Below are 22,275 nucleotides of genomic sequence, written 5' to 3'. Positions count from 1 at the left end.
GGCGGTCCGGGTTTGCTTAGGTAAGGCTTGCCTACACAATCTTCGGGGGAAGGAGCATGGTGGACGACCACCTGTTCAGCCCGGCCAACGCCGAGCACTATGCCACGACCATGCGCGCCGGGCTCGACGTGCTCACCGAGCACCTCAGCAGCGTCCGGACGCCCTTCAGCGGACGCTCGGTCACCGACGTCGCACGCGCCGTCGACGCCGTCGACCTGGACCGGCCCGTCGACGTCGACGCCGCGCTCGCCGAGCTCCGCGACGTGTACCTCGACGACGCAGTCTGGTTCCACGACCCCGGATACGCCGCCCACCTGAACTGCCCCGTGGTCGTCCCGGCGCTGCTGGCCGAGCTCTTCGTCTCGGCCGTGAACTCCTCGCTCGACACCTGGGACCAGAGCGCGGGCGGCACGCTCATCGAGCGCCGGCTGGTGGACTGGACCGCCGGACGCATCGGGTTCGCCGTCCCCGCCGAGGGCGGGACCGCCGATGGCGTGTTCACGTCGGGCGGCACGCAGTCGAACCTGCAGGCGCTGCTCATGGCACGCGGCGAGACCTTCCTGCGCGGCCACGTCGACCCGGGGCTCGCCTATGCCGACTCGCTCGCTCGCTTCCGGGTGTTCTGCTCGGCCGACGCGCACTTCAGCGTGCAGAAGTCGGCCACGATCCTCGGCCTCGACGCCGACGCGGTGGTGCCCGTCGACGTCGACGCCCGGCATCGGATGGACCCCGTCGCCCTGGAGCGGGCGCTGCACGACTGCCTCGCCCGCGGCCTCGTCCCCATGGCCGTGGTCGCCACGGCCGGCACGACCGACCTGGGTGCGATCGACCCGCTCGGTGCCGTCGCAGACCTGTGCACCGAGCACGGCGTGTGGATGCACGTCGACGCCGCGTACGGGGGTGGGCTGCTCGCGTCGCCTCGACGTCGGCACCGGCTCGACGGCATCGAGCGGGCCGACTCGGTCACCGTCGACTTCCACAAGACGTTCTTCCAGCCCGTGAGCGCGAGCGCCGTCCTGGTGCGCGACACGGGGGTCCTGCGGCACGTGACCTACCACGCCGAGTACCTCAACCCGCGGACGGCCGACCTGCCGAACCAGGTCGACAAGAGCCTGCAGACCACCCGCCGGTTCGACGCGCTCAAGCTCTGGCTCACGCTGCGCGTCATGGGTGCCGACGCGATCGGGCAGGGCTTCGACACCGCGATCGACCTCGCCCACGCGACGGCGGACTGGGTCCGCGAGCAGGACGACCTGCAGCTGCGGGCCGAGCCCGAGCTGAGCACCGTCGTGTTCCGCTACCGGCCCGACGGCCTCGCCGACGACCTCGCCGACGACCTCAACCCCCGGATCCGGCGCACCCTCTGGGGCGACGGTCGCGCGGTCGTCGCCGGCACGAAGGTCGACGGGCGGGCGTGGCTCAAGCTCACCCTGCTCAACCCGGCCGCCACGCTCGAGGACGTCGTGGCCGTGCTCGAGCGGGTGCGCTCGACCGGTGAGGACCTGCTCGAGCGCGACCGCGAGGAGGTCGACGCATGACTGTGCCTGATCGCCGCCCACGGCCCGGCACCCCCGCCGGGCGGGGCCGGCAGGAGGTCCTCGACTTCGTGGCCGTCGGCGCCGGACCGTTCAACCTCGGACTGGCCGCCCTCGCCGAGCCCACCGGCCTGCGGGGCGTGGTGCTGGAGTCCCGCGACGACGTGTCGTGGCACGCGGGCATGATGCTGCCCGAGGCCACGCTGCAGGTGCCGTTCATGGCCGACCTCGTGACCATGGCCGACCCGACGTCGCCCTACTCGTTCCTGGCCTACCTCAAGCAGGTCGGGCGGCTGTACCCGTTCTACATCCGCGAGAGCTTCTACCCGCTCCGCCGCGAGTACGACCGCTACCTGCGCTGGGCCGCCGAGCGGCTGCCCGTGCGCGTGGGTCACCACGTCCAGTCGGTCCGCCGCGACGGCGAGCTGTTCACGGTGACCGCCTTGACGGCCGACGGCCCCACCACGCTGACGGCCCGCCACGTGGTGCTCGGCGTGGGCACGCGTCCGCACGTGCCCGACGCGGCGCGCGCGCTGCTCGAGGGTGGGCACGGTGGGACCGTCGTCCACACCGCCGACTACCTGCCGCGCAAGGAGGCGCTCCAGGCCACCGACTCCATCACGGTCGTCGGCAGCGGGCAGAGCGCCGCCGAGGTGTACCGCGACCTGCTGGAGGACGCCGGGCGGTGCGGCTACCACCTCACGTGGGTGACCAGGTCGCCGCGCTTCTTCCCGATGGAGTACACGAAGCTGACGCTGGAGATGACGTCGCCGGAGTACACGGCGTACTTCCAGGCGCTGCCGACGCAGGTCCGCGACCGGCTGGTCGGCGAGCACAAGCCGCTCTACAAGGGCATCAGCGGCGATCTCGTCGACGACATCTACGACACGCTCTACCGGTTGAGCGTCGACGGCCCGGTCACGACCGACCTGCTGGCCGGCACCACGCTCACGTCGGCGTCGTGGGACACGCAGGCGGGTCGGGTCGGCCTGGAGCTGCGCCACGACGAGACCGACGTGCCGTTCCGCACCACCACGGCGTCGCTCGTGCTGGCCACCGGGTATCGGGCCGGCCTGCCCGACCTGGTGGAACCGCTGCACGACCACGTCAGGTGGGACGAGCGCGGCCGGTACGCCGTCGCGTCGGACTACACGATCGACGCCGACCACCGGGTCTTCGTGCAGAACGCCGAGGAGCACACGCACGGCTTCGTCGCCCCCGACCTGGGCATGGGGGCCTTCCGGTCGTCGGTGATCGTCAACGCGATGGCGGGCCGGGAGGTGTACCCGGTGGAGGAGCGCATCGCCTTCCAGACGTTCGGGGCACCCGCCGACGACCGCGCCCTGTCGGGGGTGGACCGATGAGGCCCGGGTCGATGAGGCCCGGATCAATGAGGCCCGGATCGATGAGGATCGTGCTGGAGCCGCTCGACGTCGACCGCCACGCCCCGCTGCTGCACGCGTGGGTGACCCACCCGCGGTCGGTGTTCTGGATGATGCAGGGCGCGAGCGTCGACGACGTGCGACGCGAGTACGCCGACATCGTCGCGAGCCCCCACCACGACGCCTGGCTGGGCCGGACCGGCCCCGGCGGGGGTGCCGGGGCGTGGCCGGCAGAAGGTACCCCCTCGTTCCTGGCCGAGACCTACGACCCGGCGCACTCTCCCCTGGCGTCGATCCACAGGACGCAGCCGGGCGACCTCGGCATGCACGTGCTGGTGGCGCCGACGGACACGCCGGTGCACGGCTTCACATCCGCCGTCTTCGCGGCCGTCGTGCGGCACTGCTTCACGCTCCCGGGCCACGACGGCGTCACGACCCGCCGGGTGGTGGTGGAGCCCGACGCCCGCAACACCGCCATCCACGACCTCAACGCCCGAGCCGGCTTCGTGGCCGAGCGCGAGATCGACCTGCCCGACAAGCGGGCGCTGCTGAGCACCTGCACGGCGGAGGGCTTCGCCGCCAGCGAGCTCGGCGCGACCGACGACCCGACGGGAGACGTCGCATGACCCCCACCGCCCTGCTGGGGACGCCACACATCCTCGACCCCCAGGCCCTGGACACCGCCGACCACCTGGAGCCGGTGACGCTCGAGCGCGCCCAGCGTCGGCTCGTCGCGAAGGCCCTGGGCGAGCTCACGCACGAGCGCCTCCTGTCGCCCGAGCCGGTGGCCGATGCGGGGGGCTGGTGGGAGGTGCGCACCACCTCCTCGACGTGGCGGTTCCACGCCCACGTGCACGAGCCGGAGCACTGGTCGGTCGACCCGTGGTCGGTGCTGCGGTCCGACGACTCCAGCGACACCGAGGGGGGCGAGGCGACGCTGCCGGTCGACGTGCTCGAGCTGGTGGCCGAGCTGCACGACGAGCTCGGCATCCCCGACCACCTGGTGGCGGTGTACCTGGAGGAGCTGAGTGCCACGCTCGCGGCGGCGTGCTGGGCCGACACCCACCACGCGCACACCGTCGAGGACCTGCTCGACGCGGACCTCGCCACGGTCGAGGCCGCCATGCACGAGGGGCATCCCGCGTTCCTCGCCACGAACGGTCGGATCGGGTACGGGCTCGACGACTACCGCGCGTTCGCGCCCGAGACCGGCAGCGACGTGCAGCTGGTGTGGCTGGGCGTCCGCCGCGAGCACGCCGTGCTGGCCCTGGGGGAGGGCCTCGACGAGGACGCGCTCTACGCCGACGAGCTCGACGCGGACCAGCGCGACGCCTTCGACACGCGGCTGCGCGACCTCGGTCTCGATCCCCGCGACTACCTCCTGGTGCCGGCGCACCCCTGGCAGTGGACGAACAAGCTGGCCGTGACCTTCGCGGCCGACGTCGCCCGACGTGACGTGGTGCCGCTCGGCACGAGCCGCGACGCCTACCGTGCGCAGCAGTCGGTGCGGACGTTCCTCAACGTGTCCGACCCGTCGCGCATGTACGTCAAGACGGCGCTGTCGGTGCAGAACATGGGCTTCATGCGGGGGCTGTCGCCGCACTACATGCGCGGCACGCCCGCCATCAACGACTGGGTGCACGCCCTCGTCGGGGACGACGCCGAGCTGCGTCGGTGCGGGTTCACGGTGCTGCGCGAGCGGGCCGCCGTCGGCTACACCGGTGGGGTCTACCAGCGCGTGGCCGGTGCACGCCGCGGGCCGTACCAGAAGATGTTCGCCGCGCTGTGGCGCGAGACGCCGCGGCTCGGGGCAGGGGAGCGGGCCGCGACCATGGCGTCGCTCCTGCACCGCGACCGCGAGGGGCGGAGCCTGGCCGCAGCGACGATCCGGGCGTCGGGGCTGGCGCCCGCGGACTGGGTGCGCCGCTACCTCGACGCCTACCTGCGGCCGGTCGCGCACTGCCTGTGGGCGCACGACCTGGCCTTCATGCCGCACGGGGAGAACCTGATCCTCGTGCTGCGGGACCACGTGCCCGTGCGCGCGGTCATGAAGGACGTGGGCGAGGAGGTCGCGCTGCTCGCGGCCGACGGACCCGAGGCACACCCGCTCGACTCCCTGCCCGAGGCCGTGCAGCGGATCCGGGCCCGGGTGCCGGAGGGCCAGCAGGCGCTGGCCGTGCTCACCGACGTGCTCGACGGCTTCCTGAGGTTCCTCGCGGCGATCCTCGCCGACGACGGGGTGCTGTCGGGAGAGGAGTTCTGGACCGTGGCGGCCGCGTGCCTGCGCGACCTGCAGGCCGACCACCCCGAGCTGGCCGCCCAGCACGCGCGGTACGACCTGCTGGCACCCGACTTCGAGCACTCGTGCCTGAACCGGCTGCAGCTGCGCAACACCCTCGAGATGGTCGACCTCGCCGACCAGGCGCAGTCGCTGCAGCTCGTCGGACGCCTGGCCAACCCCCTCCACGGCCGATGACCCCGGCCCCCACCCCGCGTCCCGAAGGGTTGTCGACGGATCTCTCGGGCGGGAACCGTCGGCAACCCTTCGGGACGCGGGTCGGGGGTTCGTCGTGACGGTGCTGAGGGTCGAGGCGACGTCGCTGGAGGGGCTGGCGTTCGCGCAGGGTCGGGCGACGGCCGAGGTGTCGCGGGAGCGTCTGCTCGAGGACCTCGCGCACGTGGAGTCGACCACGAGCACGCCGTGGGACGCGTTCTGCGCGCGGTCGCTGCTGGCGCGAACGGCCCGGCGCGCCCACGAGCGGCTCGACGACGAGACGCGGGCGTTCGTCGACGCCTACGCCGCGGGCGTCCGCGCGGGTGGGCTAGACGCCTGGCGTGACTGGACGTCGCTCGGTGTGATGGCCGTGCACCACGCACTGTTCGGCAGCCTCGGCCACCACCTCTGGCGTCGGCACGTCGCGCGGGTGCTCGGACCCGATGCCGTCGCGACGCTCGCGCAGGAGGTGCCGGCCCTGTCGGGCAGCAACGCCTGGGTCGTCGGTGGGCGGCGCTCGGCCGACGGGCTGCCGCTCGTCGGTGCCGACCCGCACCGCATCGTCACCGTGCCGGGCGTCTACCAGCAGGTGCGGCTCGTCGCCAGGGACGAGGACGTCGACGTCGTCGGCCTCACCTTCCCGGGGGTGCCGGGCGTGCAGCACTTCGGGCACACCGGCACGGTGGCGTGGGCCATCACCAACGCGATGGCCGACACCCAGCAGCTCACCGACGTGTCGGCGCAGGAGCCGCGCGACGTGGTCGACGGCGTGCCGGTGACGGCGCACGGTCCGCTGGTCCTCGAGCACCCGGACGGCTCCGGCGTGGCCGTGCGCACCGTGCCCTGGCTCGTCGACGACCTCGGCCTCGCCGCGCTGCTGCCGCTGCTGCGGGCCCGGTCGGTGGCCGACGTCGACGCCGCGCTCGACCACTGGGTGGAGCCGGTCAACGACGTGCTGGTGGCCGACGTCGAGGGTGCGGTCCTGCACCGCGTGGCCGGCCGGGTTCCTTGGCGCGCTGCCTCGGGGGAGTGGGCCGGATGGGTCGTGCCGCACCGCCGCGAGGTCGGGGCCGACGAGCACCAGGTGACGGCCAACCACCGCCAGGGCGAGCACAGCGCGGCGCTCGCCGACGAGCTCGCCCCGCCGCACCGTGCGCGCCGGCTCGAGCAGCTGATCGACGAGCGCCCCGTGCTCGACGTGGAGCAGGCCGCAGCCCTGCACGCCGACACGCTGCTGCTGCCGGCCGAGCACTGGCAGCGACGGCTCGCCGGCCTGGACCTCGCAGGCGAGCCCCAGCAGGTGCGCGAGCTGCGTGACCGGATCGTCACGTGGGACCGGCGCATGGACGCCGACTCGGTGGACGCCGCACTCTTCGCCGCGCTGCGCTCGACCGTGGTGCGTCGCCTCGTCGAGCACGCGGCGCTCGCCCCGCTGCGGGAGCCGTCGGCGGACCCGTGGACCGGGCCCGGCGAGCTGTTCGCCCCCTGGCTGCGCCCCGAGCCGCGGGTGGCGCTGGCCCTGGATCGATGGCTGGAGCCCGCCGGTGTGCCGGTGCCGGGAGTGGACCTGGAGGAGGTCCTGCGCCTGGCACTGCGCGAGGCGGCTCCGCAGCTGTCGGCGCCGACGGCGTGGGGCGACGTGCACACCTTCACCCCGCTCGGCGGGCCGGCCCTTCGACTGGGCGGTGACGAGGGGTGCGTGCTGTCGACGTCGTCGGTGCCGGGCGTCGACGACCGCGTGTGGCGGGGGCCGGTCGCGCGCCTCGTGTGGTGCCTGGCCGACCGGTCCCGCAGCCGGTGGACCGTCCCCGACGACCTGGAGGTGTGGGCCGCCGGGTCCACGTCGCCGATGCAGCCCGACCACGAGGAGCCCTGACATGGCGGACACGCCCCCCTTCACGCCCCCCTTCACGCACAGACCCGTCGACCCCGTGGGCGACCTCGACCTGCTGCACGGCTGGGTGACGCAGGAGCGTGCCCGGTTCTGGGGCATGACCGACCACACCCGCGACGAGGTCGGCGAGGTCTACGCCTACCTCGACTCCCTCGGGACGCACCACGCCTACCTGGTCCACGAGCACCGGGCCGACACCGTCCCGGTCGCCGTCTTCCAGACCTACGAGCCCGAGCACGACCCGGTGGGGGAGGCCTACGACGTGCAGCCGGGTGACCTGGGGGTGCACCTGTTCGTGGGCCCCGGGGAGCGTCGGCCGGGCTTCACCGGCTCGCTCGCGAGGTACCTGCTCGGCGTGGTGCTCGAGGACCCGTCGGTGCGGCGCATCGTCGTGGAGCCAGACGTGCTCAACGAGCGGTCGGTGGCCCGGTTCCGTCGTGAGGGCTTCGAGGTCGGTCCCGTGGTCGACCTCGGGCACAAGACGGCGCAGCTCGCGTTCCTCCCGCGTCCCCGCTAGGGCGTGTGGGCGAACGGGTCCCCGGTGGCCGCGTCGTAGAGCTCGACGTCCGACAGCGGGACGGTGCGGCGGGAGACGCCGACCTTCGTCCAGGCGAAGCCCTCCGGCGGGTCCTCGCCGACGGCGACCAGGTGCACGCCGTCGACACCGTCCTCGAACGCGGCCACGTAGTCACCTCCACCCGCGTAGCGGGCCCGCAGGCCGACGTGCTGCGCGGGCCGCACGTCGCCGCGGCCGTTGCGCCAGCCGTAGGCGGGGGTGTCGTAGTACGAGACGACTCGACGTCGACCGTCGGCCTCGAGCCGCCAGAGCTCGGTGCCCGACGGCGCGCGCGTCTCGGTGAGCACGCCGTCGCGCACCTCGACCCCCGGCAGCTCCGGGACCACGAGGAAGTCGACGAACCGACCCGCGCCCGGAGCCGGCGCGGGGTGGCCGAACGCCGCCCGTGCCGCGTCGGCGTCGGCGTAGGTGGCCTCCGCGAGCGGCACGACCGGACCGCCGACGACGTCGAGGCCCGCGAGCATGATCCCGGTGGTCTGCCCAGGAGTGAGCAGCGCGAACCAGCGGCGTCGGGCGGAGTGCGTCACGGGGTGAGCAGCACCTTGCCGGTGGCGCGTCGCTCGTCGATGGTGGCGAGTGCCTGAGCCGCCTCGTCGAGGCCGAACGTGGCGCCGATCGGCGGCGTGAGCGCACCCGACTCCAGGTGCGGGGCGATGGCCGCCCACTCCTGGGCGACGTGCCCGGGACGGGCGAGCGCGTAGGCGCCCCAGCCGACGCCCACGACGCTGAGGTTGTTGAGCAGCAGCCGGTTGACCTTCACCTCGGGGATGTCGCCGGCGGTGAAGCCGATGACGAGCAGCCGGCCGTCCTCGCGGAGGCTGCGCAGGGAGTCGGTGAAGCGGTCGCCGCCCACCGGGTCGACGACGAGGTCGACCTTGCCGGACGCCTTGACCGCGTCGAGGAAGCCGTCGGCCAGCACGAACTCGTCGGCGCCGGCGTCGATGGCCACGGCGCCCTTCTCGGCGGTCGACGTGACGGCGATGACGTGGCCGGCGCCGAACGCCTTGGCCACCTGGATGGATGCCGTGCCGACGCCTCCGGCGGCCCCGTGCACGAGCACGCGCTCACCCGGTGCGATCCGCCCGCGCTCGACGAGGGCGAAGTAGGCCGTGAGGTAGTTGAGCGGCACCGACGCGCCCTGCTCGAAGGAGACGGCGTCGGGGAGGTGGAACGTCATGTCGGGCTGGGTGACGGCGTACTCGGCGAACCCGCCGAGCATGCAGAACCCGGCCACCCGGTCGCCGGGGGAGAAGCCGGACCCCTCGGGGGCGGTGACGACCTCGCCCGCGACCTCCGAGCCCGGCACGAACGGCAGCTCCGGCTTGAGCTGGTACAGCCCGCGGGTCTGCAGCACCTCGGGGAACGAGACGCCGGCGGCCCGCACCCGCACGAGCACCTGCCCGTCGGCGGCGGTGGGGTCGGGGAGCTCGGTGACCTCGACGGCCGAAGGCCCGTCGAGCGTCGTGATCTGCACGGCACGCATGGCCCGACCCTAGGGCCGCGGAGCACCGCTAAGCAAGCGCTTAGTGAGAGTTCGTGGCGTCGCGCCGGAATCGTTCGGGGTCAGTGCCCGCGACGCAGACGGATGCTGTCGCGGCCGTTGGTCGCGAGATACCGGGTGACGTTGAGCAGCGCGTGCCGGTCGGGTGCGGGCTCCTTGCCGTCGGCCATCCGCCACATCTGGACGGTGTAGTAGGTCAGCTCGGTGAGGTTGTCGAGCATGCGGATCCCGCTGCGCCGGGGGCGGACCGTGCTCGCGTCAGCCCGTCCGTCGAGCAGCCGGCCGGGGACGTCGGGCTCCACGGTGAGCGGGCGGCCGAGCCCCACGAGGTCGATGCCGCCGTCGCCGAGGGCGTCGGCCATGCCCTCGACGGTGCGGAACCCACCGGTGACCATGAGCGGGAGGTCGGGGAGCTCGGCGCGGACCTGCTCGGCGAACGCGAGGAAGTAGGCCTCGCGCCGTCGGGTGGAGTCCTTGAGGCTGGGGTCGACGCCGAGCATCGCGGCCGAGGCGTACGTGCCGCCGGAGACCTCGAGCAGGTCGATGCCCTCCGCGGCGAGCGCGTGGACGACGGCGAGCGACTCGGCCTCGTCGAAGCCGCCCTTCTGGAAGTCGGCGGAGTTGAGCTTGACCGAGACCGGGACGTCGGGACCGACGGCGGCGCGCACGGCGCGGACGACCTCCAGCAGGAAGCGACGGCGCTTCTCGGGCGTCCCGCCCCACGCGTCGGTGCGGCGGTTCGACAGCGGCGACAGGAACTGGCTGACGAGGTAGCCGTGCGCGCCGTGGATCTGCACGCCGTCGAACCCGGCCTGGGTGACGACGCGGGCAGCGGTGGCGAACCGGGCGACGACGTCCTCGATCTCGGCGCTCGTCAGCGCGCGCGGCTCCGCGAAGACGCCCGCCGTGCCGGGCACCGCGACGTCCGACGGGGCGACCGGGTGCGCGGACAGCGAGCGTGGGACCTGGCGGCCGGGGTGGTTGAGCTGCACCCACGCCGCGCTGCCGCCGGACTTCATGACCTGCGCCCACGCGGCGAGGTCGGCGGCGTCGCGGTCGTCCTCGACGACGACGTTGCCGGGCTCGCCGATCGCGCGGCGGTCGACCATGACGTTGCCGGTGATCATGAGCCCCGTGCCGCTGTGGGCCCAGCGGGCGTAGAGGCGACGCAGCCGGCTGCCCGGCGAGTGGTCGCGGCGGGCGAGCCCCTCGCTCAGGGCGGCCTTGACCAGCCGGTTGGGCAGGGTCGAGCCGTTGGGCAGCGTGAGCGGCGCGGTGAGCACCGACCGGTCGACGGTCGCGGGGGCAGGGTTCGTGGACATGGGTCCTCCGACGCAGTGGTCTGTCAGGGATGCGGGTCAGCGGGAGCGCAGCACGGTGTCATCGCGCGCGGAGCACGACCGGCGCCTTGTCGTCCGGGACGTTCGTGATGTTGCGCAGGCGCGGCCCGGTGGGCTTCTCGGTGTGCACCTCGAAGCGCTGCAGCACCTCGCGCAGCACCACCGTGCCCTCCATGAGCGAGAACGCGGCGCCGATGCAGCGCCGCACTCCACCGCCGAAGGGGATCCAGGTGCCGGCCGTGACCTCGCCGTCGAGGAACCGGTCGGGACGGAACGCGTGGGCGTCGGCGAACGAGGACTCGCGGCTGTGCGACAGCATGATCGACGGGGTGACCGTGGTGCCCCTCGGGAGCCGTCGGCCCGCGACGACCTGGTCGCTCTGCAGGGACCGCGCCACGAAGTCGATGATCGGGTGCAGGCGCATCGCCTCCTTCAGGCACGCCTCCAGGAAGGTCTCGTCGCCCTCGTCGGCGGCCCGCGTGGCCCGGGCCAGCAGCACCGGGTCCTGGCCCAGCTCGTGCAGCGTCCACGACAGCGCCGACGCCGTCGTCTCGTGCCCGGCCAGCAGGAGTGTGACGAGCTGGTCGCGCAGCTCCTCGTCGCTCAGCCCGTCGGTGCCGTCCGCCGCGCGTGGCCCGGCACCCCCGCCGGGGGCGGCCTCGGGGTCGTCACCGGCGCGCAGCAGCCGCGACAGCACGTCGTCGCGACCCTCGAGGTCGCCCCGTTCGTGCTCGGCGCGACGCTCCCGGATCTCGGCGTACAGCAGGTCGTCGACCTCGCGCAGGTTGGTGAAGAAGCCGCGCCACGGCGGGATCCTGCGCAGCCGCGGGAAGATCCACGACAGCAGGATGCCCGCGTCGATGTCGACGATCCGTGTGACCTTGGGACGCAGCACCGAGAGCCGCTCCTCGTCGGTCACGCCGAAGACCACCTGGAGGATGACCTCGAGGGTGATCGCGTTCATCGCGTCGAGCGTGACCAGCCGCTGCCCGTCGTGCCAGCCCTGGACGGCCTCCTTGGCCAGACCCTCCACGAGCGGTCGGTAGCTGCGCATCGCCGGGCCCGTGAACGCCGGCATCAACAGCTTGCGGCCGCGCTGGTGCTCGGCGTCGTCGGTGAGCAGGAGCGAGTGCTCGCCCATCACCGGCTTGAGGATCGCGTTGCCCTCGCCGGCGTGGAACTGCGCCGGGTCGGCGGCGAAGATCTCCTTCACGTCTGCGGGGTCGGAGTGGATCACGAGGGTGCGCGGTCCGGGCAGGATCTGCACCGAGAACGTGTCGCCGTACGTGGCGTGGGCGTCGCGGATCAGCGGCCCCCGCTTGCGCATGAACCGCATGGTCATGAGCAGCGGGTTCCCGCGCGGACCCGGAGGAACGTCGTAGCTCTGCTGGTCCGCCGCCCCGGCCGGTCGTGGGGTCCCGGCACCCCCGCCGGTCACGTCAGGCCGCCTTCTCCCACGCGAAGTCCTGGGCCTCGACCTTGCGGGTCACCCACCAGTAGCGGAAGGTGAAGCCCGGCCAGATGGTGCGGTTCTTGCCCTGGCTGTCGAGGTACCAGCTGGTGCAGCCACCCTGGCTCCACACGCCCTTGCTGACCTTCTCCTGCAGGGCGTCGTTGAACTGGCGCTGCGCCTGCGGCGTGGGCTCCACGGCCTGGGCGCCGCGCTCGTCCATCTCGTCGAGCATCGACAGGATCCACTTCGTCTGCTGCTCGATCATGAACACGACCGAGTTGTGGCCGAGGGCCGTGTTGGGGCCGAGCAGGAAGAAGAAGTTCGGGAAGTCGGTGACCGAGATGCCCAGGTAGGTCTCGATCCCCTTCTCCTTGAACGTCTTCGACAGGTCGCGGCCACCCTTGCCGGTGACGTGCACCCACTCGAACGCGTCGGTCACGTGGAAGCCGGTGCCGTAGATGATCACGTCGGCCTCGCGGAACGTGCCGTCCTTCGCGCGGATGCCGTCGGCGGTGATCTCCTCGATGCCGTCGGTGACGAGCTCGACGTTCTCGCGGTTGTAGACCGGGATGTAGTGGTCGGTCTTGAGCACGCGCTTGCAGCCGAGGCGGTAGTCGGGGATGAGCTTCTCGGCCACCGCGGGGTCCTTCACCGTCCTGCGGATGTAGCCCGAGACCTTCTTCTCCATGACGCTGGTGATGTTCTGCAGCGGTCCGGTGAAGCCCAGCTGCTGCGCCTCGTTGAGCCAGTACATGGCGTTGCGGTAGGCGCGCGTGCCGCCGGGCAGCTTCTTGATGAAGGCCTTCTTGCGGCCCTCGATGTCGTGGTTGTGCTTCGGGACGACCCAGGGGGCGCTGCGCTGGTAGACGTCGAGCTGGGCGACGTCGCCGACGATCTGCGGGATGAACTGGATGGCGCTGGCGCCGGTGCCGACGACGGCGACCTTCTTGCCGGTCAGGTCGACGTCGTGCTGCCACTGCGCGGAGTGGAAGCGCGCACCCGCGAAGCTCTCGGCGCCCGGAAGGTCGGGGATGTTCGGGATGTGCAGGCCGCCGATGCCGGACACGACCACCCGGGCGTCGTAGGTCTCCTTGGAGGTGCTGACCGTCCAGCGCAGCCGCTCCTCGTCCCACTCGGCGCCGGTGACCTCCGTCCCGAAGTGGATGACGTCGTAGAGGTCGTGCTTCGTCGCGACGCCGCGCATGTACTGCCAGATCTCCTGCTGCCCGGAGTACTCGCGGCTCCAGCCGGGGTTGAGCTCGTAGGAGAAGGAGTACATGTGGGACTGGATGTCGCACTCGGCGCCGGGGTACGTGTTGTCGCGCCAGGTGCCGCCGACGTCGTCGGCCTTCTCGATGACGACGAAGTCGTCGCGTCCGGCCTCGCGCAGCTTCATGGCCATGCCCATGCCGCTGAAACCGGTGCCGATGACCAGGATGTCCGTGGAGATCATGTTTCGGATACTATCGGTATCTGAGTCCCGTGACCAGGTGGTGCGGGACACGTCGAGGGAGGCAGCGATGACCGTCGAGAGCGAGCGCACCGTCACGCGGGCGCAACGTCAGGCGCAGACCCGCGAACGCCTCGTCGAGGTCGCCCGCGAGCTGTTCCTCGCCGACGGCTACAACGCCACGTCCCTCGACAAGGTGGCCGTCGCGGCCGGCTTCTCCAAGGGTGCGGTGTACTCCAACTTCTCCGGCAAGGAGGAGCTCTGCATGGCGGTGCTCGACACGATCCACGAGGAGCAGATCTCCGGGGTCGTCGCCGCCTTCACGGTCGACGCCGACCTCGACGGCCGCATCGACGCCTTCGCCTCCTGGGCCCGCGAGAAGCTGGGCCACCCGCGCTGGACCGCGCTCGAGGTGGAGTTCGCGGCCGTCGCGCGGCAGAGCCCCTGGGTCGCCACCGAGCTGGTCAAGCGGCACCGCATGCTCGTGGCCGCCAGCGCCGACCTCATCGAGCGGGTCATGGCCGACGCCGGACTCGCCCTCGGCATGGAGGCCCGCAAGGCCGCCACCGCCCTGCTCAGCCTCGGCATCGGTCTGGGCGCCATGCGCTCGCTCGACGGCGAGCTCGACGTCGACGTCTTCGCCGAGACCATGCGCGCCCTGCTCCGCGGCTCCACGTCGGCCTGACGCGCGACCAGGCTCAGTCCCTCCGTTTCGGACAGTTCCGGGGCGGTCCGGGGCCCACGTGTGCCCCGTACCTGTCCGAAGCGTGTGGCCCGCGGCTGCGCTGCTGCGGGTGGGTCCGGGCGCGGTCTCCGAAAGGGCCTCGACGGTGCGGGTGCGTCGGGCTCGGCCGAGCTCCCCGGCCCCCGCCAGGCGTTATGACGCTTTGAGGTCGATCTTGACGGCGCGGACCGACCTCAACGCGTCAAGACGTCCGTTTCGGACACTTGCGGGGCGGTTCGGGACCCATCAGTGCCCCGGAAGTGGCCGAAACGGGAGGCGCAGCCCGGGAGCCCGGTCGGCGCGCTGGTGGCGTCCCGGTCGAGGCCCTTTCGGAGGCCGCCTCGAGACGGACCCGAGCCGACGCAGCCGCAGGGCCGCGCCGGAGGAAGATCAGTAGCCGCCGTTGTCCTTGAAGCGGTCGAAGCTGCGGTTGACCTCGGCCTCGGCCTCGACGCGGCCGGTCCAGGTGGAGCCCTCGACGGACTTGCCGGGCTCGAGGTCCTTGTAGACCGTGAAGAAGTGCTCGATCTCGAGGCGGTCGAACTCGGGCACGTGGTGGATGTCGCGCAGGTGCTCCTGGCGCGGGTCCGTGGCCGGGACGCACAGGACCTTGTCGTCGCCGCCGGCCTCGTCGGTCATGCGGAACATGCCGATGGCGCGGCACGTGATGACGCACCCGGGGAACGTGGGCGACGGCAGCAGCACCAGGGCGTCGAGCGGGTCGCCGTCGAGGCCGAGGGTGTCGTCGATGAAGCCGTAGTCGGCGGGGTACTGCGTGGCGGTGAACAGCGTGCGGTCGAGCCGGATGCGGTGGCTCTTGTGGTCGACCTCGTACTTGTTGCGCTCACCCTTGGGGATTTCCACGGTGACATCGAAGATCACGGGTCGGGCCTCTCGTCGCTGCTGGTTGCCTGAGCGCACCGGGCGACCGCCGTCGGGCGGGACCGCAGGGATGGGCGCTTCGTGCATAGTCTGGCCCATGTGACGCGACGAGATCGAGGCAGGGTCGCTCTGCCGTGGGCGCTGGGCGGGCTGTTCCTCGCCGTCGTGCTCGTCGCCGGAGTCGGCCTCGGCTGGACGTCGGGCCGGCTCAACCCCGTCGTGTGCGGCGGCCCGTGCGGGCCCGAGGCGGTCGCCCCGCCGGAGGCGCTCACCCTCGATGCCGCCCCGCAGCGCGTCCAGCCCGATCCCGTCATGACCGGTGCCCTCGACCCCGACGCCGTGCGTGCCGCCGTCCAGCCGCTCCTCGAGGACCCTGCCCGCCGCGCCGAGCTGGGTGACCGGCTCGGCGTCGCCGTGGTGGGGCTCGACGGCACGTCGGTGTTCGCCCGCGACGCCGCCGAGGCGTTCGTGCCGGCCTCGACGACGAAGCTGCTCACGGCGTACGCCGCGCTCTCCCTTCTCGAACCCGGATCGCGCTTCAGCACCTCGACCGTGCTCGACGGCAACGAGGTCGTGCTCGTCGGCGGCGGTGACCCGTACCTGGCGTCGAGCCGACCCGAGCGGCCCACGCGCGTGGACCGCGCCGACCTGCGCACGTTGGCCGAGCGCACCGCCGCGGCGCTCGACGACGCCGGCGTCGGTGAGGTGTCTCTCGGCTACGACGCCGGCCTCTTCACGGGTCCGTCGGCGAGTCCGGGCTGGGAGGACTCCTACGTGCCCGGGCAGGTCGTCACGCCAGTGAGTGCGCTGTGGGCCGACCAGGGGGTGCGCGACGGGATCCGGTCCGGGGACCCGGCCCGCGCCGCGGCCGACCGGTTCGCCGGCTACCTGCAGGACGAGGGCATCGACGTCGACGGCGACCCGGACCGGGCCGACGCGCCGCCGGACCCGCAGCGGGTGCTCGCCGCCGTGCAGAGCGCCACCGTCGCCCAGATCGTCGACGCCACGCTGGTCCGCAGCGACAACGAGGCCGCCGAGGTCCTCCTGCGCCACGTGGGACTGGCGGCGGGCGGCCCGGGCAGCTTCGAGGGCGGCACTGACGCGGTGGCGGCCACGCTCACCGAGGCGGGCGTGCCCGTCCAGGGCCTGCGGCTCGACGACGGCAGCGGTCTGGCGCGGTCGAACCGGATCGCCCCCGAGACCCTGGCCGGGGTGCTGCGCGTGGCGGCGTCGCGCGCCTCCACGTCGGAGCTGCTCGCCGACCTGCCGGTCGGCGGACTCACCGGCACCCTCGAGGACCGCTTCGACGAGGACTCCGCGGGCCGGGGTCTCGTGCGCGCGAAGACCGGCACGCTCACCGGAGTGCACTCGCTGGCCGGGTACGCCACCGACGCCAGAGGGGTGCCGATCGTCTTCGCGGTCATGGTCGACGACACCGAGGGCGTGAACCCGTTCGTCACTCAGGCCGCGATCGACGACGTGGCGGCGGCGCTGGCGGCCTGCACCTGCGGTCCCGACGCGACCCAGTCCTGATCTCGGCCGCCCTGACCCCACTGCCCCGCGAAGAACAGTCCTGTAGTTCACGCGAAGCCGTGACACGTGTGACGGATGAGACGCACGATGGTCGTCCGCCGGGTGGGGAAGCCCGACGGGCGAGGGAGATCATCATGCGCAGGCTCGGGCTCGCGTGCGCCGCCGCACTCATGTGCGCGGCCACGCTCACCGCCGTCGGTGGCACGTCGACCGCGGCCCAAGCCGCGACCCAGACGACACCGGTGCCGCTCCCCGCGAAGCCGAAGGGGCTCAAGGCCCCCGTCGCGCTGCCCACGGCCGTCGACCCCCCGTCGGCGTACGCGCCGCAGGTCGCCTGCCAGCCCGGTACGCCGGCCGGTGTCGCGAAGACACGCGACCTCGTCATGAAGACCTACGGCGTCGGGGGGAAGGGCAACACGGCGCGAGGCTGCTCCGAGGGGGTGTCCGAGCACGCCGACGGGCGGGCCTGGGACTGGATGGTGGACGTGAAGGACGCCGAGGAGAAGAAGGCCGCCGCCGACTTCCTCGCCTGGCTGACGAAGGACGGCGGCACCAACGCCCGGCGTCTCGGCATCATGTACGTCATCTACAACGAGAAGATCTGGGCCGTCTACCGGTCCAAGGAGGGCTGGCGCCCGAGCTCGGGCCACCGCGACCACGTCCACCTGTCGTTCAGCTGGAACGGCGCCCGAGGAACCACCAGCTTCTGGACGGGGAAGGTCCACCCCGTCGACCACGGGCCGTGCTCCCGCTTCGCCGGGCAGCCGGCCGTCATGAACTCGAAGGCGCGCACCACCCGCTGCTACGCGGCCGTCCCCCTGGTCAAGAGGACGTCGTGGGCCACGATCGCGCTCGGGTCCCGCGCGGGCACCGTGAAGACCGCCCAGAAGGCGCTCGGCGTCAAGCAGACCGGGACCTTCGACGCCGCCACCCGCGAGGCCGTCAAGGCGTACCAGAAGAAGCACGACCTGCCCTGGACCGGGACCATCGACCAGCCGACGTGGGCCTCGCTCGTGCCCGCGAAGGTCACCTCGGACGTGGCCAAGGGCCTCTCGGCCGCCGAGGCCGCGGCCTACGGTGCGGAGCGCTACACCTCCTCGTTGCCCGAGCGGACCACCGGGAAGGCCGTGCTGGTGCTGCAGGTCGCGCTCGGCATGAAGCGCGCGGACCGCAACGGGTACTACGGACCCCTCACGGTCGCGGCGGTCCGGGCCCGGCAGAAGGCGATGGGCCGCTCCCAGACCGGCACCTGGACGAAGGGCGACTGGGCGGCCCTCGCCTCGTGACGTGGCCGACAGCCCCGTCGTTGGAGTGGTGCGGCGAGGCGGTGCGCGGGATCATCGAGGCATGAGCGAAGACGAGGGACGTCAGCCAGACGAGCGCGCCGGCGAGCGCGATCGCACCCACGGCAAGGACGAGCGCCGGTACGTCCCGTCCGACGTCGACCCCCAGCGGTGGGTCAAGCGGCTCGTCTGGGCCCTCGTGCTCGTCGCGGTCGTGTACGCCGGGGCCCTGGTCGCGTCGGCGTTCTTCCCGCGGTGGTGGGCCCAGCGCATCGGCGACCAGGTGAACGGCGACCTCACGAGCGGCATCCTGTGGGGCCTGTTCTACGGGTTCGTCTTCACGATCGTCCCCCTGATGATCGTCGTGCAGCTGCGTCGCCGGTTCTTCAACTGGACGTGGCGGGGCATCCTGCTGGTCGTGGCGATCGTCCTGGCGGTGCCGAACTGGCTGACCCTCGCGGTCGTGCTGGGCACGGGCAACGCGGCGCACGCGGGCGAGCGCATCATGGACGTCGAGGCTCCTGGGTTCCGGATCGCGACGGCGATCGGTGCCGTGGGTGCTGCCGGACTGGTGGTGGTGCTGCTCGTGACGGGCGTCGTCGCGACCCACCGACGCAAGCAGGTGCGCACGCTGAAGGGCCGGCTCGACGAGCGCGAGAGCGGCCCGGTCGACGGTTCCCGCGACGGCACCGGCGCCGGCCCGGGGACTGGCACCGGGCGACGCACCGACCGGTCCTGACGCCGAGTTGCGAGCCGCGGCCACGGTGCCAATGTGGGAACCGCGGCACCCGCCGCACAGTCGACCCCAGGAGGAACACATGAGCGAGCTCAACCCAGAAGGTCCCGCTGACGGTGGCGCCGAGGGCACGCCGGGCGTGCAGGACGGTGGCGCTGACGGTGGCGCCGAGGGTCCCGCCGACGGTGGCGCCGAGGGCACGCCGGGCGTGCAGGACGGTGGCGCCGACGGTGGCGCCGAGGGTCCCGCCGACGGTGGCGCCGAGGGCACCCCGGGCGTCCAGGACGGTGGCGCCGACGGTGGCGCCGACGGTTCGGCCCAGTAGGTCGTGACCACCACCGAGCAGGGAGGGGTGGCCGGTCTGCGGACCGGTCACCCTGCCCTGCGTCGTCTCGTCGTCGACCCCGTCGGCTTCGCCGCCGACACGTGGGGTCGGGCGCCGCTGCTCACCCGCGCGGCCGACCTGCCCGCGCGGTTCGACGACCTGTTCGGCGAGTCCGCCGTCGACGAGCTCGTGTCGACGCACGGGCTGCGGACACCGTTCCTGCGCGTGGCCAAGGACGGCACGACGCTGAACACGCGCGCGTTCACGTCGGGCGGTGGCGTGGGGGCCGGCATCGCCGACCAGGTCGACGACACCCGCCTCACGTCGTTGTTCGCCGACGGCGCCACGCTCGTGCTGCAGGCGCTGCACCGCACGTGGCCCGCCGTCGTCTCGTTCTCCCAGGCCCTGGTGGCCGACCTCGGGCACCCGGTCCAGGTCAACGCCTACGTCACGCCACCGCAGTCCCGCGGGTTCGACGACCACTACGACGTGCACGACGTCTTCGTGCTGCAGATCTCCGGAGCCAAGCACTGGCGGATCCACGCCCCGGTGCACGAGGCGCCGCTGCGTGACCAGCCCTGGACCGACCGTCGTGACGCGGTGCGGGTCGAGGCGGAGCGCGAGCCGCTCATCGACGCCGTGCTCGAGCCCGGCGACGTGCTCTACCTGCCGCGCGGCACGCTGCACGCTGCCACCGCGCTGGGCGACGTGAGCACGCACCTGACCTTCGGCGTCCACACCTGGCACCGGCACCACGTGGCCGAGGAGCTGGTCACGGCCGCGCTCGCGGTGGTCGCTGACGACCCCGATGTTCGTACGTCGCTGCCCCTGGGCGTCGACGTCGCCGAGGCAGGCGACCTCGAGGCGCACGCCGAGCTGGTGCGCGACCGGCTGCTGTCGGCGCTGCGCTCCGTGCCCGTCGAGACCCTGGCGGCCGCTCTCGGGGCGCGCGACGACGCATCCGGGCGCCCTGAGCCGGTGGGCCCGCTGGCCCAGCTGCGCACGGCGCAGAGCCTCCACGACACCACGCCGCTGAGGCTGCGTGAGCAGCTGGGCGCACGCCTCGACGGCACCACGCTCACCGGCCGCGCCGGAGCGGTCGACGTGTCCGCCGTCGACCCCGGGGCGGTCGCCGCCCTGCTCGACGGCCAGGCCGTCCCGGCCGGGTCGCTGGGTCTCGACGCAGCCCGCCGGCTGGTGTCGGCCGGCGTCGTCGTGCCCGCGTGACCTGCCGCGCTGCGAGAGGATCGGCTCGTGGCCGACCTCGATGACCTGTGCGCGGCGCGGGCCCGTGAGCGGTCCGACCCGCTCACCGGCACGGCCCTGCACGTCCGTCGGTTCCTGCTCGTGGAGCACCAGGGACCGTGGCCCTTCCACGCGCTCGAGTCCGAGGGTCTCGACCCGGACGTGGTCGCCCGGCTGGTGGCCGCCACGCGAGAGGTGGGCGCGCGCACGATCCTGATCCGTCGTCCGGGTCGGCGGTCCGAGGCGTCGGGCCGCCGGGCGTGGGCAGTGGCGGACGTGGAGGACGGCCGCATCCGCTGGGGCGCCTGGACCGATGCCGCGGACCTCCTCGAGGCGTGCGCGGTGCTGCGCGAGGACTCGGGCGGACCCGGCTGGAGCGACGAGGCCGCGGTGCTGGTGTGCGCGCACGGACGGCACGACACGTGCTGCGCCGTGCGCGGTCGCCCGGTGGCCGCTGCGCTGGCCGAGCGGCTCGGCGACGTCGTGTGGGAGTGCAGCCACGTCGGTGGCGACCGGTTCGCGGCCAACGTCGTGGTGGTGCCCGACGGCACCTTCTACGGCGGTCTCGACGCCGACACCGCGGTCGGCGTCGTCGAGGAGCACCTGGCCGGGCGGGTCACGACCGCGCTCCTGCGTGGCAGCAGCGCCCTGCCGCCGGCTGCGCAGGCCGCGGCCGTCGCGGTGCACGAGCGATGGGGCCCGGCGGGCCCGCGTGACGTCCGCTCGGCGCAGGTGGACGACCTCGGTGACGGACGCTGGAGGGTCCGGCTCGACTGCTCCGGTCCGTTGCCGTCGGCCGTGGTCGCCGACGTCCGCGCGGTGCACCGCGACCCTGCCGTGCTCACCTGCCAGGCGCCCCGTGCGACCTCCGCCCGTGCGTTCGTCGTCGACGCGCTGAGCCCTGCAGCGTCGGCCTGAGGCGGGTCAGCGCGGCACGAGCGGCTCGTCGCGGGTGCGACGCAGCAACGTGGAGGCCTTGCGGTTGAGCAGGCGCATGGCGGTCGTGTAGCCGAACGGCGCGAAGCGCTGCGCCAGGTGCCCGACCTGGATGTCGCGCGACGTGAAGACGAGGTAGCGCCCCTTCTCGATGCCGCGGAGCATGGCGTCGGCTGCCTCCTCGGGGGACACGGCGTGCTTCTCGAACCGTCCGACGGCCTTGGCGACCCGGGGGTCGTCGCGGTCCACGCCGACGATGTCGACGGTGCCGACGAGCGGCGTCCGGACCGCGCCGGGGCAGACCAGGGTCACGCCGATCCCGTGCTGCTCGAGGTCGAAGCGCAGGACCTCGCTCACCCCCCGCAGGCCGAACTTGGCCGCGCTGTAGGGCGCGTGCAGGGGCAGTCCGAACAGGCCCGCCGCGGACGAGACGTTGGCGACGTGCCCGCCGCGACCGGCCTCGATCATGCGGGGCACGAAGGAGCTGAGCACGTGGATGGGACCCATGAGGTCGATCTCGACGGTGCGTCGCCAGTGCTCGGGGCGCAGGTCCTCGATACGTCCCCAGGTGGAGATGCCGGCGACGTTCAGCACCACGTCGACCGCGCCGACGTGACCGTGCACCTCGTCGGCGAACGCGCTCACGGCATCGAGGTCGCTGATGTCGAACGCCGCGTGGTGCAGCACCGAACCGCCGGCGGCGTGCACGAGTGCGACGGTCTCGTCGAGCCCGTCGGCGGCGACGTCGGTGAGCACGAGGCGCCCGCCCCTCGGGGCCAGGCGCAGCGCCGTGGCGCGACCGATGCCGCTGGCGGCACCGGTGATCACGACGGTCTTGCCCTCCAGGGAGGTGCGGGTGCGAGCCATGGTCGTTCCTCTCGACGAAACCAGTGCGATCGTACCAGTTGGTGTCGGGTGGGGCGACGGTTCTGGTCGAACGATGGCGAGCCCTCGACCTGCGGCTGCGTCGGCTGCGGTCGACGTC

At 72.9% G+C, this 22,275-nt stretch carries 20 protein-coding genes; 13 read left to right on the top strand and 7 right to left on the bottom strand.

The genetic code is table 11. The features are described 5' to 3' along the window. The first annotated feature begins 56 nt into the window (after positions 1-56). The 6 genes from ASF35_RS00380 (at position 57) to ASF35_RS00355 (ending at position 7,822) form a co-directional block, all read left to right on the top strand. Positions 57-1,538, top strand: coding sequence for an aspartate aminotransferase family protein (locus ASF35_RS00380; RefSeq protein ID WP_055961184.1), 1,482 nt, complete (start codon positions 57-59; stop codon positions 1,536-1,538). Then, positions 1,535-2,899: a lysine N(6)-hydroxylase/L-ornithine N(5)-oxygenase family protein gene (locus ASF35_RS00375; RefSeq protein WP_082495271.1), complete on the top strand. Its 1,365-nt coding sequence runs from the start codon at positions 1,535-1,537 to the stop codon at positions 2,897-2,899. Before ASF35_RS00380 ends, ASF35_RS00375 begins: the two co-directional genes overlap by 4 nt. Positions 2,900-2,940: 41 nt before the next feature. Further along, positions 2,941-3,543, top strand: coding sequence for a GNAT family N-acetyltransferase (locus ASF35_RS00370; protein ID WP_055961178.1), 603 nt, complete (start codon positions 2,941-2,943; stop codon positions 3,541-3,543). After that, a complete protein-coding gene (locus ASF35_RS00365; RefSeq protein ID WP_055961175.1) occupies positions 3,540-5,393 on the top strand; it encodes an IucA/IucC family siderophore biosynthesis protein in 1,854 nt (617 codons plus the stop codon). Before ASF35_RS00370 ends, ASF35_RS00365 begins: the two co-directional genes overlap by 4 nt. A gap of 94 nt (positions 5,394-5,487) precedes the next feature. Continuing rightward, complete coding sequence (locus ASF35_RS00360; RefSeq protein WP_055961172.1) at positions 5,488-7,287, top strand: penicillin acylase family protein; 1,800 nt, start codon at positions 5,488-5,490, stop codon at positions 7,285-7,287. Between the two features lies 1 nt (position 7,288). Beyond that, a complete protein-coding gene (locus tag ASF35_RS00355; RefSeq protein ID WP_055961169.1) occupies positions 7,289-7,822 on the top strand; it encodes a GNAT family N-acetyltransferase in 534 nt (177 codons plus the stop codon). On the opposite strand, the gene ASF35_RS00350 is transcribed toward ASF35_RS00355, so the two are convergent. The 5 genes from ASF35_RS00350 to ASF35_RS00330 all read right to left on the bottom strand — a co-directional run bounded on the left by ASF35_RS00350 (position 7,819) and on the right by ASF35_RS00330 (position 13,629). Continuing rightward, the gene (locus tag ASF35_RS00350; protein WP_055961166.1) at positions 7,819-8,409 is read right to left on the bottom strand and encodes a hypothetical protein; all 591 of its coding nucleotides are present in this window, start codon (positions 8,407-8,409) and stop codon (positions 7,819-7,821) included. The genes ASF35_RS00355 and ASF35_RS00350 overlap by 4 nt on opposite strands. Next, on the bottom strand, positions 8,406-9,365 hold the full coding sequence (locus tag ASF35_RS00345) for an NADPH:quinone oxidoreductase family protein (RefSeq protein WP_055961164.1): 960 nt from the start codon (positions 9,363-9,365) through the stop codon (positions 8,406-8,408). Before ASF35_RS00345 ends, ASF35_RS00350 begins: the two co-directional genes overlap by 4 nt. Positions 9,366-9,445: 80 nt before the next feature. Further along, positions 9,446-10,705, bottom strand: a complete 1,260-nt coding sequence (locus ASF35_RS00340; RefSeq protein WP_055961161.1) for an NADH:flavin oxidoreductase/NADH oxidase family protein — start codon at positions 10,703-10,705, stop codon at positions 9,446-9,448. Positions 10,706-10,763: 58 nt separating this feature from the next. Beyond that, a complete protein-coding gene (locus ASF35_RS00335; RefSeq protein WP_235492836.1) occupies positions 10,764-12,161 on the bottom strand; it encodes a cytochrome P450 in 1,398 nt (465 codons plus the stop codon). A 1-nt stretch (position 12,162) separates the two neighbouring features. Then, the gene (locus ASF35_RS00330) at positions 12,163-13,629 is read right to left on the bottom strand and encodes an NAD(P)/FAD-dependent oxidoreductase (protein WP_055961158.1); all 1,467 of its coding nucleotides are present in this window, start codon (positions 13,627-13,629) and stop codon (positions 12,163-12,165) included. Positions 13,630-13,696: 67 nt separating this feature from the next. On the opposite strand from ASF35_RS00330, the gene ASF35_RS00325 reads away from it, so the two are divergent. After that, the gene (locus ASF35_RS00325; RefSeq protein WP_055961153.1) at positions 13,697-14,311 is read left to right on the top strand and encodes a TetR/AcrR family transcriptional regulator; all 615 of its coding nucleotides are present in this window, start codon (positions 13,697-13,699) and stop codon (positions 14,309-14,311) included. Between the two features lie 429 nt (positions 14,312-14,740). On the opposite strand, the gene ASF35_RS00320 is transcribed toward ASF35_RS00325, so the two are convergent. Then, positions 14,741-15,232 carry an inorganic diphosphatase gene (locus ASF35_RS00320; RefSeq protein ID WP_055961150.1) on the bottom strand — a complete coding sequence of 164 codons (492 nt, stop codon included), beginning with the start codon at positions 15,230-15,232 and terminating at the stop codon, positions 14,741-14,743. Positions 15,233-15,331: 99 nt separating this feature from the next. On the opposite strand from ASF35_RS00320, the gene dacB reads away from it, so the two are divergent. From dacB to ASF35_RS00290, 6 genes are all read left to right on the top strand, one after another. Then, positions 15,332-16,765 (top strand): D-alanyl-D-alanine carboxypeptidase/D-alanyl-D-alanine-endopeptidase, encoded by a 1,434-nt coding sequence (gene dacB, locus ASF35_RS00315; protein WP_055961146.1) that lies wholly within the window; start codon positions 15,332-15,334, stop codon positions 16,763-16,765. A gap of 134 nt (positions 16,766-16,899) precedes the next feature. Next, on the top strand, positions 16,900-18,051 hold the full coding sequence (locus ASF35_RS00310; RefSeq protein WP_055961143.1) for a peptidoglycan-binding protein: 1,152 nt from the start codon (positions 16,900-16,902) through the stop codon (positions 18,049-18,051). Between the two features lie 61 nt (positions 18,052-18,112). Further along, positions 18,113-18,787: a hypothetical protein gene (locus ASF35_RS00305; RefSeq protein WP_055961140.1), complete on the top strand. Its 675-nt coding sequence runs from the start codon at positions 18,113-18,115 to the stop codon at positions 18,785-18,787. A gap of 79 nt (positions 18,788-18,866) precedes the next feature. Beyond that, positions 18,867-19,109, top strand: a complete 243-nt coding sequence (locus ASF35_RS00300; protein WP_055961137.1) for a hypothetical protein — start codon at positions 18,867-18,869, stop codon at positions 19,107-19,109. Positions 19,110-19,112: 3 nt separating this feature from the next. After that, positions 19,113-20,336: a cupin domain-containing protein gene (locus ASF35_RS00295; RefSeq protein ID WP_082495268.1), complete on the top strand. Its 1,224-nt coding sequence runs from the start codon at positions 19,113-19,115 to the stop codon at positions 20,334-20,336. Positions 20,337-20,363: 27 nt separating this feature from the next. Beyond that, positions 20,364-21,272, top strand: a complete 909-nt coding sequence (locus ASF35_RS00290) for a sucrase ferredoxin (protein ID WP_055961134.1) — start codon at positions 20,364-20,366, stop codon at positions 21,270-21,272. A gap of 6 nt (positions 21,273-21,278) precedes the next feature. Here the strand turns inward: ASF35_RS00290 and ASF35_RS00285 are convergent, their stop codons facing one another. Continuing rightward, positions 21,279-22,157 carry an SDR family oxidoreductase gene (locus ASF35_RS00285; RefSeq protein WP_055961131.1) on the bottom strand — a complete coding sequence of 293 codons (879 nt, stop codon included), beginning with the start codon at positions 22,155-22,157 and terminating at the stop codon, positions 21,279-21,281. Positions 22,158-22,275 lie beyond the last annotated feature (118 nt).

Origin of the sequence: Aeromicrobium sp. Leaf291 (assembly GCF_001423365.1) — a bacterium.
Classification (GTDB): domain Bacteria; phylum Actinomycetota; class Actinomycetes; order Propionibacteriales; family Nocardioidaceae; genus Aeromicrobium.
This window is presented reverse-complemented; position numbering and strand designations above follow the sequence as displayed.